General features: G+C 55.3%; 8 protein-coding genes and 1 rRNA gene. 7 read left to right on the top strand and 2 right to left on the bottom strand.

Features of this window, described 5'->3' with window-relative positions; translation table 11 throughout:
• Positions 1–404: ribosomal RNA gene (locus B150_RS0114045) — 16S ribosomal RNA — on the bottom strand; the annotation flags it as partial.
• Between the two features lie 725 nt (positions 405–1,129).
• Between B150_RS0114045 and B150_RS21185 the strand changes: the two genes are divergently transcribed.
• The 7 genes from B150_RS21185 to B150_RS21170 all read left to right on the top strand — a co-directional run bounded on the left by B150_RS21185 (position 1,130) and on the right by B150_RS21170 (position 14,344).
• Positions 1,130–2,590 (top strand): M23 family metallopeptidase, encoded by a 1,461-nt coding sequence (locus B150_RS21185; RefSeq protein ID WP_020400574.1) that lies wholly within the window; start codon positions 1,130–1,132, stop codon positions 2,588–2,590.
• A 122-nt stretch (positions 2,591–2,712) separates the two neighbouring features.
• Positions 2,713–3,363 (top strand): hypothetical protein, encoded by a 651-nt coding sequence (locus B150_RS0114035; RefSeq protein ID WP_020400573.1) that lies wholly within the window; start codon positions 2,713–2,715, stop codon positions 3,361–3,363.
• Positions 3,364–3,743: 380 nt separating this feature from the next.
• Entirely contained in the window at positions 3,744–6,557 is a 2,814-nt protein-coding gene (locus B150_RS0114030; protein ID WP_020400572.1) for a TonB-dependent receptor plug domain-containing protein, read from the top strand.
• Positions 6,558–6,637: 80 nt separating this feature from the next.
• Positions 6,638–7,900, top strand: a complete 1,263-nt coding sequence (locus B150_RS22545; protein ID WP_020400571.1) for a 2OG-Fe(II) oxygenase — start codon at positions 6,638–6,640, stop codon at positions 7,898–7,900.
• Between the two features lie 269 nt (positions 7,901–8,169).
• Positions 8,170–10,980, top strand: a complete 2,811-nt coding sequence (locus B150_RS0114020) for a TonB-dependent receptor domain-containing protein (RefSeq protein ID WP_025896756.1) — start codon at positions 8,170–8,172, stop codon at positions 10,978–10,980.
• Positions 10,981–11,118: 138 nt separating this feature from the next.
• Positions 11,119–12,681: a tetratricopeptide repeat-containing sulfotransferase family protein gene (locus B150_RS21175; RefSeq protein WP_020400569.1), complete on the top strand. Its 1,563-nt coding sequence runs from the start codon at positions 11,119–11,121 to the stop codon at positions 12,679–12,681.
• Positions 12,674–14,344: a tetratricopeptide repeat-containing sulfotransferase family protein gene (locus B150_RS21170; RefSeq protein ID WP_020400568.1), complete on the top strand. Its 1,671-nt coding sequence runs from the start codon at positions 12,674–12,676 to the stop codon at positions 14,342–14,344. Before B150_RS21175 ends, B150_RS21170 begins: the two co-directional genes overlap by 8 nt.
• Here the strand turns inward: B150_RS21170 and B150_RS0114000 are convergent.
• Positions 14,341–16,158 carry a tetratricopeptide repeat protein gene (locus B150_RS0114000; protein ID WP_026168391.1) on the bottom strand — a complete coding sequence of 606 codons (1,818 nt, stop codon included), beginning with the start codon at positions 16,156–16,158 and terminating at the stop codon, positions 14,341–14,343. The genes B150_RS21170 and B150_RS0114000 overlap by 4 nt on opposite strands.
• Between the last annotated feature and the right edge of the window lie 25 nt (positions 16,159–16,183).

The following is a 16,183-nucleotide window of genomic DNA, read 5'->3' as shown; positions in this document are numbered from 1 at the left end:
ACCCTAAGGCCTTCATCACTCACGCGGCATCGCTGGATCAGGGTTGCCCCCATTGTCCAATATTCCCCACTGCTGCCTCCCGTAGGAGTCTGGGCCGTGTCTCAGTCCCAGTGTGGCTGATCATCCTCTCAAACCAGCTATAGATCGTAGCCTTGGTGAGCCATTACCTCACCAACTAGCTAATCTAACGCGGGCCAATCTCTCGGCGATAAATCTTTCCCCCTGAGGGCGTATAAGGTATTAGCACCCGTTTCCAGGCGTTGTTCCTTACCGAAAGGCATGTTCCCACGTGTTACTCACCCGTCCGCCACTGTCCACCACCCGAAGGTAGCTTCTCGTTCGACTTGCATGTGTTAGGCGTGCCGCCAGCGTTCGTTCTGAGCCAGGATCAAACTCTCAAGTTGACCAAGGAACCATCTAATGGTCCCTAAAGACCATCGTCCTTCACACAATCTTGAAAATCTTCCTCACAACAACATAAGCCGTTGTGCTCAAGAATTCACTGACGCTACTTCTCTCGAAGTAGCTGGATACATAAGAGGTCGTAAACAACCTCCGGAGTATCCTTGAGATCTAGACAACAGTCACTCAGACCACCGTCCACATCTCCCTTCCATCTCACTATGTCAAAGAGCAAATTTCTGCCCGACCGGAAATTCCAGTCACCTGATACTTTCGTCTGTCAGGCAGTTTGTCGGACCGGACGTTTCGTCAGCGTGCGACAAGGTCGATCTGTATATGGTGACCGGGGCCACCATGTCAAGGCCGTTTTTCGCGGCCCCGAGATCGGTGATGACGTTGCGGCATTCCTACCAGACTGCGAACCCCGGAGGTCCCGTCCGGCAGAGCAGCGCGCCCCGTCGGTGGAGCGGTTTCTAGGGGGATCGGCTCCATAACGCAAGAGCTTTTTTCCCTTTTTGTCACTTTTTTTACGAAGCCCTGATATAACTCGCGGAAACGCAGGGCTTGCCGCCAATTCGCCTAAATGGTGAGGCTTATGGAGCCTCGCAGAAGCGACAGGCATGTTGCCCTATATATATAAAGACTGTAGTGTGCGTAAAAGACGGTCCGGGATCGAGAATCAATGCATTCATCGACACCGGACCAAAATGAATCAGAAGGGGTTTAAATGTTTCGACTGAGCGAGATTCTTGACCGTCTCTCCAACCTTCGGCTGCCTGAAAACAAGAAGAAAGCCGTCAAACAGCTTTTCCGCGCGAGTGAGTCGCCTTTAGGCTTTGGCCTGATCGCGGGCGCCGGGATGATGCTTCTTGTTGTCGCCAATGTTCTGGGCGGCGAAACCGAAGCGCCAGCGGAACCAGAAACCAATATACAGGCGGAAAACGAATCTCCCGCCGATAGTGCGACAGGCGATGCACAAGCACTGGCGCAGGCCGAATCAGAACCGACACCCGTCGCCCCGCTTGAGAAAGAATACAGCCTGCAGCGTAATGAGACGCTGATTGGTCTCTTCATGCGCGCTGACATGCCCAGTGCAACAGCGCACCAGATTGTTGCAGCGCTGAGAGAGGTTACAAACCTGAGGCGCCTGCAGCGCGGCCAAGACGTACGAATCACGACCGCCGCTGACGGCACTGTTGAAAGCCTGCGTATGCGAGACAGCTTCGACGAAGAAGCCGTCGTGACCTTGACGGACGCAGGATATAAGGCGAGCCGGGAAAGCATTCCCACTATTTCTCTGACACGCTTGGTGGAAGGGGAGATCACCGACAGTCTTTATCTCTCCGCACAGCGCGAGGGCATGCCAACGGCCGTGATCGTGGAACTTATTCGCCTCATGAGCTTCGACGTCGACTTCGAGCGTGAGATTCGCACAGGTGACAAGTTCCAGGTCTACTTTGAGCGGAAATACTCACCCGACTTCGGAGACATGCAAGAAGGTCGCCTCCTTCAAGCCCGCCTGCAGATGCAAGGCGGTGAACTTGAAGCCAACTATTACGTCGATTCGAACGGCGAAGGTGACTATTACGACGCGGACGGCAAAAGCACCCGCAAGGCGCTGATGAAAACGCCGCTTGATGTGACCGTCGTGACCTCGAACTACGGCAAGCGCAAACATCCGGTGCTGGGGTACACCCGCATGCACAAGGGTGTGGACTTCCGCGCACGGACAGGGACGCCGATCATGGCGGCCGGTGATGGCGTGGTGGAGCGCGCAAGCCGCTACGGTTCCTACGGCAATTACATTCGCATTCGTCATAACGGCACCTACACCACCGCCTATGCGCACCTCAGTAAATACGGCAAGGGCATCAAAGCCGGCGCCCGGGTGCGTCAGGGCCAGGTTATCGGCTATGCCGGTGCTACCGGCCGCGTGAGCGCCGCACACCTCCACTATGAGGTAATGATGAACGGTAAGCAGGTGAACCCGCTGAAGCTGGATCTGCCGACCGGACGCGAACTCAAAGGCCAGGACCTCGAGACCTATGCTTCCGCGCGCGCAGCGCTGATGGCTGATATACTGCAGATCAAAACGCAGAATGATGTGATGCTGGCAGCGGAGCGCGGCGAAAAGCCTGTAGACACACTTGACGACACTGTAAGTGAACTTCGCGGTACCGACCGTTGACACTCTGATCTCTGGCCAACCTCTGGGCGTCCGTTCATCGGGCGCTCAGCTTGCAGCTATATTGAAGTAGTGTGCGCGCCATTATAGGCTCTCACCAACTATAGCTCTTGAGAGGAAACGGAATGATCCCGAAGAAGACCGTAACAATGTTCGGCCTCCTGCTGGCCGCCACATGTGGGCAGGCATATGCCCAGGATGCCGACATTGAAGCGTTCAAGGCATGCGCCTCCGTCAGCGACGATGACAAACGCCTCGCCTGCTTTGACAAAGCGGCAGCTGCGTTCGACTTCGAACATGCACAGAAAAGGCTTGAAGAAACCGCAAAGCTGAAAGCCGAAACCGAACGCTTGAAAGCGCAAGCCGCGTCCGAGAAGGCCGAGGCTGACCGGCTGAGGCTGGCGGCAGAGAAAGAAGCAGCAAGGCTTCGCGCGGAAGCGAACCGTGAGAAAGCCGAGAAAGAAGCCATTATTGCCGCGGAAGAACAGCGTCAGGCCGACCTGCAGGCACTTGCCTTGGAAGAATTTGGCCAGCCAGGCGCAACCGATGGCGGCTTCAGCGAAATCACCAGCAGTGTAGTTGCTACCAAACGGCCTTCGGTGGGTGGTCTCTATATAAAGCTTGAGAACGGCCACATATGGCAGAACGTCGACAACGCCAAAACTGGCCGCATCAACCCCGGCATGACCGTACGCATTCGGGAGACCGATATGGGTGGCCTGTTCATGACGGTTGAGGAAACGGGCAAGAGCTTCCGCGTCAAACGCATGAACTAAGTAAGCAAACACAAGAGAAACACCGGAAAGGCGCGGCCATATTGGCGGCGCCTTTCCTTTATTATATCCACCTGTTTACAGCTCCAAACCGTCGCAGACAGGTGTGCAAACATGTGTGCGCCGAGTGCGCGGCACCTGTGCAACGGCAGCAAGGCACAGCCTCCCAAGCATAAAAGTTATAAATATATAAACTTTGGAAACAAAAATATAAACTAAGTAAATAATCTATAACTTTTTCATGTGTTTTATTTGGCACACAAAAGAGAAGTCTTAGTTATATAACCACCAATAAATGATAAACATTTATTTATTTATTGTGACAGATCGTTCGTCATTGACTCCTTGTTAGGACCAACAGTTCTCACTGGGAGGAGAATATAATGACTGAATATAAGGGTAAGACCCTGAAGGCTGGCCTGATGGCAAGCACGGCTTCCGTGCTCGCGGCCATGGCTTTCACCACAGCGGGGGCATATGCGCAGGAAAGCCAGGATGCCGAAGCTGAATTCGAAGAGGTGGTGGTAACCGGTTCGCGTATCCCGCGGAAAGACCTTATCGCCAACAGCCCTGTAAACGTGATCTCGTCTGAAGAGATCGCTGTCGGTGCCTTCGTGGAAGTTGACCGTGTTCTGGATAGCCTGCCGCAAACAGCATCCAGTAACGGCCCAACCACCAACAACCCAGGCAACGGCCAAGCGAACGTAAACCTTCGCAACCTCGGCACCCAGCGCACCCTCGTGCTGCTGAACGGCCGCCGTATGGTTGGCACCGGCGCAAACGGCGTGGTTGACCTGAACAACATTCCGCCCGCGCTTGTGAAGCAGGTTGAAGTTGTGACCGGTGGTGCGTCTGCCGTTTACGGCTCCGACGCTATGGCCGGTGTTGTGAACTTCATCCTCAAGGACGATTTTGAAGGCGTTCAGGTGAACGGCCAGTACGGCCTGAGCCAAGAGGGCGATTCGGAGCGTTACAACGTTGACTTCACCATGGGCGGTAACTTTGCTGACGGCCGTGGTAACGTGGTCATTTATGGTAACTACCTCAAGCGCGCTCAAACGCTTGCGGGCGACCGTGACTTCGCTGCAGTGCAGCTGGACGAATTCCTTGACGACAACGGTAACCCGATCTTCCTGCCGGGCGGCAGTTCCTCGATCCCGCAGGGTCGTTTCAGCGGCTCCGGCGGCTTCAACTTCCTCGTGGACGACAATGGCAACCCTGTTGCCTATGACGGTTCGCAGCACGCTTACAACTTTGCGCCGGTAAACAACCTCCAGCTTCCGCTGGACCGCGTTTCCGTGAGCGCCCTCGGTAACTACCAGATCACCGAAGGCATCAACATGTTCGCCGAGATGATGTATGCAAACAACCGCATCGAAGCACAGCTTGCAGCAACGCCGTTCTCGGAAGCCAACGTCGATATCGACCTGCGCAACCCCTACATGTCCACGGCTCTGCGTAATCTGTTCGCAACCCGCGACACCGACGGCGACCAGGTTGTCCAACTGACGATCAACCGCCGTATGCTCGAAGCAGGCCCGCGCCTGAACATCGACAACAACAAGATGCACCGTTATGTCCTCGGCTTTAACGGCGACCTCGACAACGGCATGAACTGGGAAGTCTTCTATAACTACGGCAAGGCAGAACAGACCCAACGCCAGGACGGCAACATCGTAATCTCGCGCTTCCGCGCTGGCATGATGGTTGACCCGAACGACCCGACACAGTGTCTCAACCCTGACAACGGTTGTGTGGTTCTGAATCCGTTCGGCGAAGGCAACATGACTGAGGAAATGATCAATTACCTCAAGATTGCAGCCACCAACGTTACGATCGTTTCCCAACAGCAAGTTGGTGCAACGATCGCAGGTTCGCTCATCGAGCTGCCTGCAGGTGACCTTGGCTTCGCAGCTGGTGTGGAATACCGCAAGGAAAAGGCTGAGACCCAGCCGGATACATTCCTCGCTACCGGTGACGTGGACGGCTTTAACGCTGGCCAACCGACGAAGGGCGACTTCGATGTTAAAGAAGTTTACCTTGAGACAGTCATTCCGATTCTTTCGGGTGTTGCAGGTGCAGAATACCTCGGCATCGAAGCCGGTATCCGCTTCTCCGACTATTCGACAGCTGGCGGCGTGACCTCTTACAAGATCGGTGGTGAATGGCGTCCGTTCGCAGACCTCAAGTTCCGCGGTCTCTATCAGCGTGCGGTGCGTGCACCGAACGTGAACGAGCTGTTCCTAGGCGCTTCCAACAGCTTCCCAGGTGGTACTGACTTCTGTAACGCAACGTCTGACCGTACGGCAGCCGAGCGTGACTTCTGTCTCCAGCTTGGCGTTCCAGCTGACCAGATTGATACCTTCCAGCAGCAGGATGCTCAGATCGAGGTTCTCCTCGGCGGTAACCCTGACCTCTATGAAGAAACGTCAACCACTTGGTCTGTTGGTGCGATTGTAACGCCGGAAGCCGTTCCAGGCCTGACCGTGACCGTTGACTACTACAGCATCGTAGTAGACGACGCGATCGCGGCGCTTGGTGGCGGCCTGCAGGGCACGCTTGACGCTTGTAACCAGGTTCTCGACCTGAACGACAAATACTGTCAGGCGCTTTCGACCCGCCGTGCGGATGGTCAGCTTGAGAAAGTTCCGCTTCTGAACGAAAACATCGCTCGCTTCACTGCGAAGGGTGTGGACTTCTCGGCAGCCTATAACTTCGATGCTCTTGGCGGCAACTTCGACCTCCGCGTACTTGGTACCCGGTTCCTCGAAGGTGTTACCCAAGGTAGCCCGTTTGTTGAGGCTAACGACTGCGTAGGCTTGATCGGCGTTCGTACGATCTGTGGCCGCGCTAACCCGAAATGGGCCTTTAACACGCGCCTGACCTACTCGATCGAGGACTTCACAGCGTCTGTCCGTCACCGTTACATCGGCGGCGTCACCGACGAGCGTGTAGCTTTCGGCACCAAACCGCGTGAAGAAACCCTTGTTCCGGAAATCCCGGCTGTGAACTACTTCGACCTTGGCCTGCGCTATGCACTGAGCGAGAACCTGTCGCTGTTCACCAACGTGGATAACGTCTTCAACAAGAAGGCGCCGATCATGGGCCGTGGCGTAGCTGGTCAGCTGAACACGGATGCCGGCACCTACGACGTTGTGGGCCGCCGCTTCACCTTCGGTTTCCGCGCCAACTTCTAAGGCACCGGAAAACCTGTTAGAGATTGCACGCCGGGCCCACGAGCCCGGCGTCAGCATTTCAGCCAAGGACACTGATCGCCATGGACGCTCCCCAGCCCGCAACCCCGCCAGCAATGCTCGCATACGCACAGGACCTTGATGTCCTCGGCGACGCAGCAGGTGCAAGGGTTTGGATTGAGCGCGCAGCGGCAAGCGGCTATGCGCCCGCGCTGACGCAGCATGGCCTTTGGCTTCTCAAAGGCAGGAACGTCCCCAATGATTTCGCCCAAGGCAACGCACAGATATCCTTGGCCGCACAAGCTGGCGATGCCACTGCTGCCCATCTAATGATTAACCTCCACGCCCTTGCAGGCGATTGGGATAAGGCAGTAGCCAGTTTGGTCCGCTTGGCCAAATCAGGTGATGCCGACGCTGGTGTTGCCCTTGGCGTGCTTCTGCGCCCACTCCCACGGCTGACACCTATCCGACGCACACTATATAGTGCTGCAGCTCAAACCGGCGATGCGGCCGCACAGTTCCTGCTCGGCACAGATATGTGTACGGACGCGAATGAAACAACACGCAAGCGGGGTATCGGCTGGATAGCTGAGGCTGCGGCGCATGGCCTGGAGCCTGCAATGCTGCGTTTACAGAAATTTGCGGGGGAGAAAATGATTCGCCCCTCCGCGCCGGTATCCGACATTCGTATTCCCTGGGCAGATATGAAGCGACTTGTCCTTCTGCCACATGAGGCGCCTCTGCCGCCCTTAACACCATTTCTTACCTCGCCCCAAGTCGACACTGCGGTCGGTTTTCTTGCTCGCCATCTATGCGACTACTTGGTCATGCGGGGACTGCGCTTTCTCGCACCCGCCACAGTTCATGACTCAGATGCTGGGGAGATTATTGATCCCAGCCGTAGCAATAGCTTCGCGAACTTCAGGCTGTTGGAGGCAGATCTCGTAACGCTGTCCGTTGATGCGCGAATCATGAAGGCATTGGGGCATAAAAGAGGGCACGGCGATCCCCTGTCTCTATTACAATATAAAGAAGACCAGACCTACGCACCGCATTACGACTTCTTTGATCCACAGTTTCCAGCTCACATGCCACACCTCAAGGAAGCAGGCCAACGAGCCAAGACCGCACTTGTATATCTGAACGACGATTATGAAAGTGGTCACACGCGCTTCCACAAGGCCGATACCTCGTTCCGCGGCGCACCCGGCGATCTTGTTGCATTTGCAAATATCGGCATGGACGGCAACCCTGACCTTCAGAGCCTGCATTCAGGAGAGCCACCGACCAGTGGCATCAAGTGGATTCTGTCCAAATGGACCCGTGAGGCAGCCTTGCCACTTTAGGGCTTCAAAGCCCCCCTCCACACCATGGGTATAAACCGCGCAAGTCCGCCACACCCCCGGAAAACCTCACTGTTTTCCCTTTAATAATCTATGGTTTATATCTGTGGCGCAAATAACACACCGTTCGTTTAATACATTAGCTCAACCGTCCTGAACGTTAAACTTTTGTGTCGCTCCCGGACAGAATCTGGCTAGACCTTATGTGCGGTTAAAATTTTCCGCGAATTCCGAGTGCTTGGAAAGCAATAATAGAGAAGAGGAAACGCAGAGTGTCTAAGGAACTCAAGAAACTGCGTCGTACTGCCCTGATGGGCAGCGCCGCTACCCTCCTCGCCAGCTTCGCGCTGGGTGCAGGTGTAACGGGTGCGTCCGCACAAGATGCGGACACCACCGAAGAATTCGACCTTGAAGAAGTGGTCGTAACCGGTTCCCGTATCGTACGTAAAGACTTCACCAGTGCTAGCCCGATCTCCGTGACATCGAGCGCTGATATTCAGCTCTCCGGTTTCACCCGGGTTGAGGACATGATGAACAGCCTGCCGCAGATCGAAGCTGCGCAAACGTCGTTCATCTCCAACGGTGCTTCCGGTACCGCAACGCTCGACCTTCGTGGTATGGGTACGCAGCGTACGCTCGTTCTCGTAAACGGTCGTCGCCTCCAGCCAGGTGGTCTGAGCCAGGCTCCTGACATCAACCAGATCCCTGCTGCTCTCGTTGAGCGTGCAGAAGTTATCACCGGTGGTGCTTCGGCTACCTACGGTGCTGACGCTGTGGCAGGTGTTGTGAACTTCGTGATGAAAGACGATTTCGAAGGTATCGAAATCAACGCTGGCATCTCCGGTTACCAGCACAACAACCGTAACGACTACATCCAGGGCCTGATGGATGCAAAAGGCTTTGAATATCCTGAAGGTTCGAACGGCATCGACGGCGTTGCTTACAACGTTGACGTTGTAATGGGCGGCGAATTTGCTGACGGCAACGGCCACGCAACCGTTTACGCTACCTGGCGTAAAGTTGAGGAATTCCTCCAAGCAGACCGCGACTACTCCTCGTGTGCTCTGAGCGGTTCGGGCACCTCGTGCGGTGGTTCCGGTAACGCTGAAGTTCCGAACTTCTACCTCGGCGGCTTCAACGACATCGACTTCGCAAACCGTTGGACGCTTGATTCGAACAGCAACTTTGTTGACGGTTCGTCGAACGTATACAACTACGCTCCAGTAAACCACTTCATGCGCCCTGATGAGCGCTGGACGTTCGGTGCGTTCATCGACTACGAAATCAACGAACATGCTCGTCCGTACATGGAAGTTAGCTTCATGCGTGACCGCACCGACGCTCAGATCGCTGAGTCCGGTACGTTCTTCGCTGAGCAGTACAACCTTCCTTACGAATCTGGTCTTCTGAACGACGCACAGCGCGCTTGGCTGACCTCTGAGTATGGCGTACAGCCTGGTGAGCAATTCTCGGTTTACATCGGTAAGCGTAACACCGAAGGTGGCCCACGTGCGAACATCATCAACCACAACGCATTCCGTATCGTAACGGGTGTTGCTGGCGATATCACTGACACTTGGTCCTACGATGCGTCCGTTCAGTACGGTTCCACGAGCTTCTCGTCGACCTACGTAAACGACTTCTTCGGCCCGAACATTCTGACGGCTCTCGAAGACGAAGCTTATGACGTATTCACCTACCAAGGTATTACGCCTGAGCAAGCAGCTGGTCTTACCGGTACTGCGATCCTCGAAGGTATCACCAAAGAATACATCTTCAACGCATACGTAACGGGCGACCTCGGCGCTACGTTCCCGGGCGCAGAAGACACGATCCAGGCAGTGCTTGGTGTTGAATACCGCAAAGAAGTATTCGACCTGAATGCTGACACCGTTTACGAAGAAGGTCAGCTCCTTGGTCAAGGTGGCCCGACCCCGTCCGTATCCGGTTCCTACAACGTGAAAGAAATCTTCGGCGAGCTTATCGTTCCGCTGCCGGCAGCTTTCGAACTCGAACTCGGTGGTCGTTACTCTGACTACAACACCTCGGGCGGCGCAGAGACCTACAAAGTGGCTCTCTCCTGGAACCCGATCGACGAGATCAAGTTCGTTGGTAGCTACAACCGCGCAGTTCGTGCTGCAAACGTAAACGAGCTGTTCTCCCCGCAGAGCCGTGGCCTCTGGGGCGGTGTTGACCCGTGTGCGGGTACAACCCCTGAACTGACCGCTGCTCAGTGTGCGAACACTGGTGTAACGGCTGCTCAGTACGGCAACATCACGCTCAGCCCTGCTAGCCAGTACAACGGTAACTTCGGTGGTAACCCGGACCTTGCTCCTGAAAAAGCAGACTCCTGGACCTTCGGCGTAATCGCTAACCCGGTTGCTGGTCTGCAAATGCGTGTTGACTTCTGGGACATCACCCTGAACGACGCAATTGCGAACATCGATCCGGAAATCGCAGTACGTCAGTGCGGTCTTACCGGCCAAGCTGAATTCTGTAGCCTTGTAAACCGTGGTAACGGCGGCAGCCTGTGGCTCGGCAACACCGGTTATGTAACTGGTACGCTGATCAACACCGGTGGTCAGCACCTCCAAGGTATCGACGTGGCAGCTGACTACGTAACGGACCTCGGTGCTGGTACGCTCGGTGCGAAGATCCAGGGCACGTACATGCTTAAGAAAGAGGTTGATCCGGTTGGCGGCCTCGAAGACGACGAGTATGATTGCGTAGACGACTACACCTCGAACGGCTGTTTCGCTCAGCCAGTGTGGCGTCACACGATGACTGTCAGCTTCACGCCTGACAGCTTCTGGAGCGTGTCCGCTAAGTGGCGTTACTTCGGTAGCGTTGGCGGTCTCGACAACGGCGGCGTAGACGATCACATTGCTGCTCAGTCCTACTTCGACCTCAAAGCGTCGTTTGACGTGAACGAGAACGTTGGCTTCCTCGTTGGTGTGAACAACATCTTCGACAAAGAGCCTCCGCTGGTTGGTGGTAACTTCTCCACGAACGCTAACACGTTCGCTGGTTACTACGACACGCTGGGTCGTTACCTCCACGCAAACGTACAAGTTAAGTTCTAATCATCTGATTAGACCTGAACGGAAGGCGGGCTTCGGCCCGCCTTTTTTTAATCTTTTTTTCGCGAGCCTTTGGCCCTACTTTAGGCCAGCCCCGAGGGCCGCATTATTCAAGTCCACACCATGGCATAGGGATATCCAATGAACGCGCTTCAGCTCATTCGTCACGGTCAGCAATTTCTGGCAGAAAGAAAACTGAACAAGGCTGAAGAGGTATGCCAGGCGCTGATGGCGCAGCAACCCGACCTGCCGCCTGTTCGCTATTTCGCGTGTGAGGTAGCCACCGCAAAGGGAGACTTTCCCGCGGCACTGGCACATGTGGAAAAGGCGCTCGAAAAAGACGGGAATGCTGCCGCGCTGCACCTGATGAAAGCCAATGTGCTTCTCCTTCTCAGACGTGGCATTGAAGCGCAGCAGAGTGCCCAACGTGCGGCCACTTTGAAGAATGACGACGCTGCCATCCATTTTCAGGCAGCACAGGTTTTCATGCGCGCCGATAACCCAAAGGGCGCGGAGCCCTTTTTCCTCAAGGCACAATCGATTGGTGCCGCAAGCCCGCAGTTTCTGTTTGAACTGGCCAAGAATCGCTACTATTGCGGCGATACTAATGGCGCGGCGGACACCCTTGAGCAATTCCTCAAACTGGTACCGAACCACGGCGAAGCCCTGCTATTGCGCTCCAAACTGGCGACACAAACAGAAGCCAGCAACCACATCGCTGCGCTTGAGCAAGTCCTCACGCAGGATCTTGTCTGGAAAGATGAAGTGAGCACCGCCTACGCGCTCGCAAAAGAATGTGAAGATGTCGGCCGCTATGACGACGCGTTTGCTGCCATATCTCGTGGTGCTTCGGTTCAACGTTCGCACCTGCGGTACCAGGTCGCTGACGAGACAGCCAATATGGCCGATATCGCATCAGCTTTCACCAAGGAGGCTTTTGACGCTATTACTGCGGGCTCAAATGATGCCGCGCCGATATTCATTGTTGGTATGCCGCGCACAGGCACCACACTTGCGGAACGCATGCTTTCACGAGCGGACAATGTTTACGCTGCGGGGGAACTGAATGATTTCAGCGATGCCATGCGGACGGTGATCAACCGCCACATAGCTGAAAATTCCGGCAAGGGCCTATCCCCCCTGACCGCTGCGCTTGAGGCCGACTATAGCCGCATGGGTGATATATATGTGGAACGCGTGCGTAGCATGAAGGGCGCAGAGGGCAGGTTTATCGACAAGCTGCCATTCAATTTCCTGTACTGCGGCCTCATTAAAAAGGCGCTGCCCAACGCCAAGATCATCCATTTGGTCCGTGATCCGATGGATACCTGTTTCGCGGTCTATAAGACCCTGTTCAATATGGCGTATTTCTTCTCCTATGATCTCAATGATATCGCAGAGTATTACAGCGCCTATACCAAGCTCATGGCGCACTGGCATGCCATCATGCCGGGTGATATTCTTGATGTTTCCTATGAAGCATTGGTCAAGTCCCCCACCGAAGAAGGCAAGCGCATGGCAGAGCATTGCGGTCTGAAGTGGTCAGATGACATGGCGGCGGTAGAGAAATCTGAGGCAGCTTCCACCACCGCCAGCGCCGCACAGGTGCGCGAGCGCATCTACACTAGCTCCATTGGCAACTGGCGTAATTTCGAGACGCACCTCAAGCCGCTTCAAGCCAAACTTGGGCTCCTTGATGGCTAAACCAAGCGGGCAAGAAGCACGCAATATCTATGCGCGTGCGGTCGCAAGTGCCAACGCTGGCGACCGTACGACTGCAATAAAACTGTTTGAACAGCTCATTGGCAGTGACGCACCACAGGTTCAGGTACGAAGTGCACTTGTTCGGCTAAATCTGGACGCGCACGCTTGGACCCAGGCCGCTGACCATATGATCGCGCTCGTGCCACTGATCCCCTCGCCTGCACAGCTTCTGGCGGATGCCGCAGATACATATAGCCGCGCAGGCGCATTCGACAAAGCGCACGAGACCTATGAACATCTGCACCGTGCGATGCCTGACTATGCAACAGGCTATTTCAACCACGCCTACATGCTACGAACCGCACACCGTTTCGACGAAGCGTTGGCCTATTATGACAAAGCCCTTGCTCACGGCATCGATGGACCTGAAGAGGTCTGGCTCAACAAGGCTGTCATATATAGCGACCATCTTCGTGATGATGGTGCCGCTGCTGCTTGTCTCGCAACAGCGCTGGACATTAAAGCGGACTATGTCCCCGCACTCCTAAATCGTGCCAATCTTTATGAAGAGATGTCAGACCGAGATGGTGCACGCGAAAGCTATCGCCGCGTGGTCGAACTCGATCCGCATAATACCACTGCAGTCGCACGGCTCATCAACCTTGATGCAGGGGAGGTCACTAGCCCCATTCGCACCACTGCGCAGAAGATGGCTAACCATTCCGGTATTCAGGCGCGAGCACGCTCCAGCCTGAATTTTGCGCTGGGGCGAGACGCTGACGCGCGCGGCGATTATGACACCGCGTTTGAATATTTCCGCATGGCCAATGAAACCGCCAAACCCTTGGGCCCTGCTTATGACAGGGCGGCGAGTGAAACCTTCACACAAGACCTGATCACCCAATTCTCAAAGGACTGGTTCAATAAGCTCCCGGTTTACAGTGATGCCACACCGGTTTTCATTTGCGGCATGTTTCGCTCTGGCTCCACACTGACCGAACAAGTTATCGCGGCGCATCCTGATGCCACACCAGGCGGAGAGCTGGAGTATTTTATCGCTCTCGCAACACGCGAACTGGCACCGTTTCCTGCTGCAGTACGGGGCACCAAACCTGACAAGATGCGAGAAATGGCACGCCACTACCTTCAGCTTCTGGCCAAGCGTTTCCCAGGCGGCGGGCTGATTACCGATAAGCGGCCAGATAACTTCCTCTATATTGGCCTTATCAAGACGCTGTTTCCCAATGCACGTTTTGTGCACACCACGCGGGATGCGCTCGATAACTGCCTGTCGATTTATTTTCTCGAACTCGCGGATACGCTTTCTTATGCAAAGGACCTGATGGATACGGGCCATTTTTACGCTCAACAGGTCAGCCTGATGAGCCATTGGAAGACCCTGTTTCCAGACGATATTTTCACCATGAGCTACGATGCCTTTGTTGCCGACCCGCGTACGCAGGCCGGCAAGCTTCTCGACTTTCTCGGGCTTGAGTGGAATGACGCCTGCCTGGAATTCCACCGTTTGAAAAACACAGTGAAAACGGAAAGCTACTGGCAGGTCCGCAAGCCGCTATACACACAGTCCAGCGGTCGCCACCTGCACTATGACACGCACATCAAGGACCTCGCGAGCTACCTGAAGACAGAGGGCCTCACTTAGGAGGTAGGTACCACGTCAAAAGCCACCGTCATGCGCGGTTCATCGGACGAAAACGGTATGGTCCCATGCCACATATAGGAGGGGAACAGCACCAGCTTGCCCACCTCGGGTTTTACGATCCGACGCGGGGGAAGGTTCAGTCCCATCTCGGCAGTTGGCACTCCGAACTGGATATGGCCGTCTGTACCCGTGCCACTTCGCACTTCCTCCGGTAATGCGATATAGAGCGCCGAACTCAACCAGCCTTGCGAATGAAAATGGTTGGTATGGTACCCTTGGCTCCTGAGCCACACCGACCACGCCCCGCTGAAATCGATGCCCCTGCTGCGGCGGCCCCAGAATGGATGGTCAGGCTCATCCGGGAAAGTGGCGACGACACTCTCAACAGCCAGGCGTATTTGCATCTGCAATGCTTTCAGTACCGGATTCTTGAGCCTGAACAAAAACCCGTTCGTCTGTGTACCTCCCCGCAAGCTTTGATCAAGCGGGTGAGACTGCATGCGGTGCAGTGCTTCAAGCTCCTTCCGGACCTCGATAAAAAATGCGTCACGGCTGGCGTAGCCGTCCGGCGCCTGCACGTCGATGGGATTGACCATGCGGTCGAAGTCAAACAGCCAATCCGCACGCTCGTCTCCCAAAAGCTGCCAGGCAGTACCGCGGAATGTCCATGCTTTCTGGTTACCCGGGTCGTCCACCAAAACCTCCGCACAGAGACCTTCAGCACGTTCAGCGTCACCGGCCTTCATCAGATGTTCGGCGAAGGCAAGCTTGGGTGAAGCATGTCGGGGGTCATGGGCCAGAAGTCGCTCAAACACCGCTGTCGCCTCCTCCATCTGGCCAAGGGACGACAAGGTAACAGCCTCGGCAAGGCTCATGCGGGGCGCGCGGATATTGAAGCGATAGGCTTCCGACAGGCCTTTCATGATATCTTCATATCGGCCCTGATGGCTGAGAAGGTCAAAATAAGCGCCCCAAAGGCCAATGTTGTTGGGCTGTTGCGGGATTGCGGCCTTTAGCGCCGCCAGATGGTCTTCCCCTGTCTGTGCCTCCCACAGGAATTTCGCGCGAATATAGTGGAGCTCGCCACTCCCTGGAATAGCGCTGACGGCTTCATTCAGGACGGCAATGGCTTTGTCGAGTTGCTTGAGCTCATAATAGGCTTCCGCCAGATTCTGGTATGTGTCGGCATCTCTCAAACCGCCAGCACGCGCGCGGTCATACGCTTCCGCAGCAAGATCAAAATCCGCCTCACCACGGTGGTGATTGGCTTTCAAGGTCCATAGACGCAGGTTCTGAGGCTCGCGCTTAAGGCCGACCTCCAACGCATTTAGCGCAGCCGCCTTATCGCCCGCGCGGTCATGAATGAGATAAAAAAGCTCCGCATTGGTGGCATTGCCTTGAGTGAGTTTTTCATGCCGTTTCGCAGCATCCAGCGCATCCGCAAGTGAACCAACTTCAGACAGCATGAGCGCAAGATTGTACCAGCCGGTGGCAAAATTCGGCTCCAGCTCCACTGCTTTACGATAGGATGCTACTGCATCTTGTTCCCGCCCATTAAGACCAGACAGCAAATTCGCGTAATTGGCATGCACCGCGGGTTGTGACGGTTCTGCTTTCAGGCTTTCCTTAAAGTAACGCTCGGCGTTTTCAGCGTCACCCTTCTGTTTGGCAGCCATCGCCAAAAGGTGGAGGACATCCGGGTGCCCAGGATGCATGGCGGTCAACTGTCGGAGCATCTGCTCCGCCTGCGCCACTTGCCCTTGCTGTAGCATTCCAATGATTGGCTGCAATTGTGCCGGTTGTAACGGTGCCATGTTCACCCTGCCCTCCAAAACAGAT

The organism is Kordiimonas gwangyangensis DSM 19435 = JCM 12864 (assembly GCF_000375545.1).
Taxonomy (GTDB): Bacteria; Pseudomonadota; Alphaproteobacteria; order Sphingomonadales; family Kordiimonadaceae; genus Kordiimonas; species Kordiimonas gwangyangensis.
The sequence above is the reverse complement of the archived record's forward strand: the minus strand, read 5'-3'. Positions and strand labels throughout refer to the sequence as shown.

Coding starts and splice junctions, on each gene's coding strand:
- B150_RS21185 (WP_020400574.1), top strand. CDS start 1,130: ATGTTTCGACTGAGCGAGATTCTTGACCGTCTCTCCAACCTTCGGCTG.
- B150_RS0114035 (WP_020400573.1), top strand. CDS start 2,713: ATGATCCCGAAGAAGACCGTAACAATGTTCGGCCTCCTGCTGGCCGCC.
- B150_RS0114030 (WP_020400572.1), top strand. CDS start 3,744: ATGACTGAATATAAGGGTAAGACCCTGAAGGCTGGCCTGATGGCAAGC.
- B150_RS22545 (WP_020400571.1), top strand. CDS start 6,638: ATGGACGCTCCCCAGCCCGCAACCCCGCCAGCAATGCTCGCATACGCA.
- B150_RS21175 (WP_020400569.1), top strand. CDS start 11,119: ATGAACGCGCTTCAGCTCATTCGTCACGGTCAGCAATTTCTGGCAGAA.
- B150_RS21170 (WP_020400568.1), top strand. CDS start 12,674: ATGGCTAAACCAAGCGGGCAAGAAGCACGCAATATCTATGCGCGTGCG.
- B150_RS0114000 (WP_026168391.1), bottom strand. CDS start 16,158: ATGGCACCGTTACAACCGGCACAATTGCAGCCAATCATTGGAATGCTA.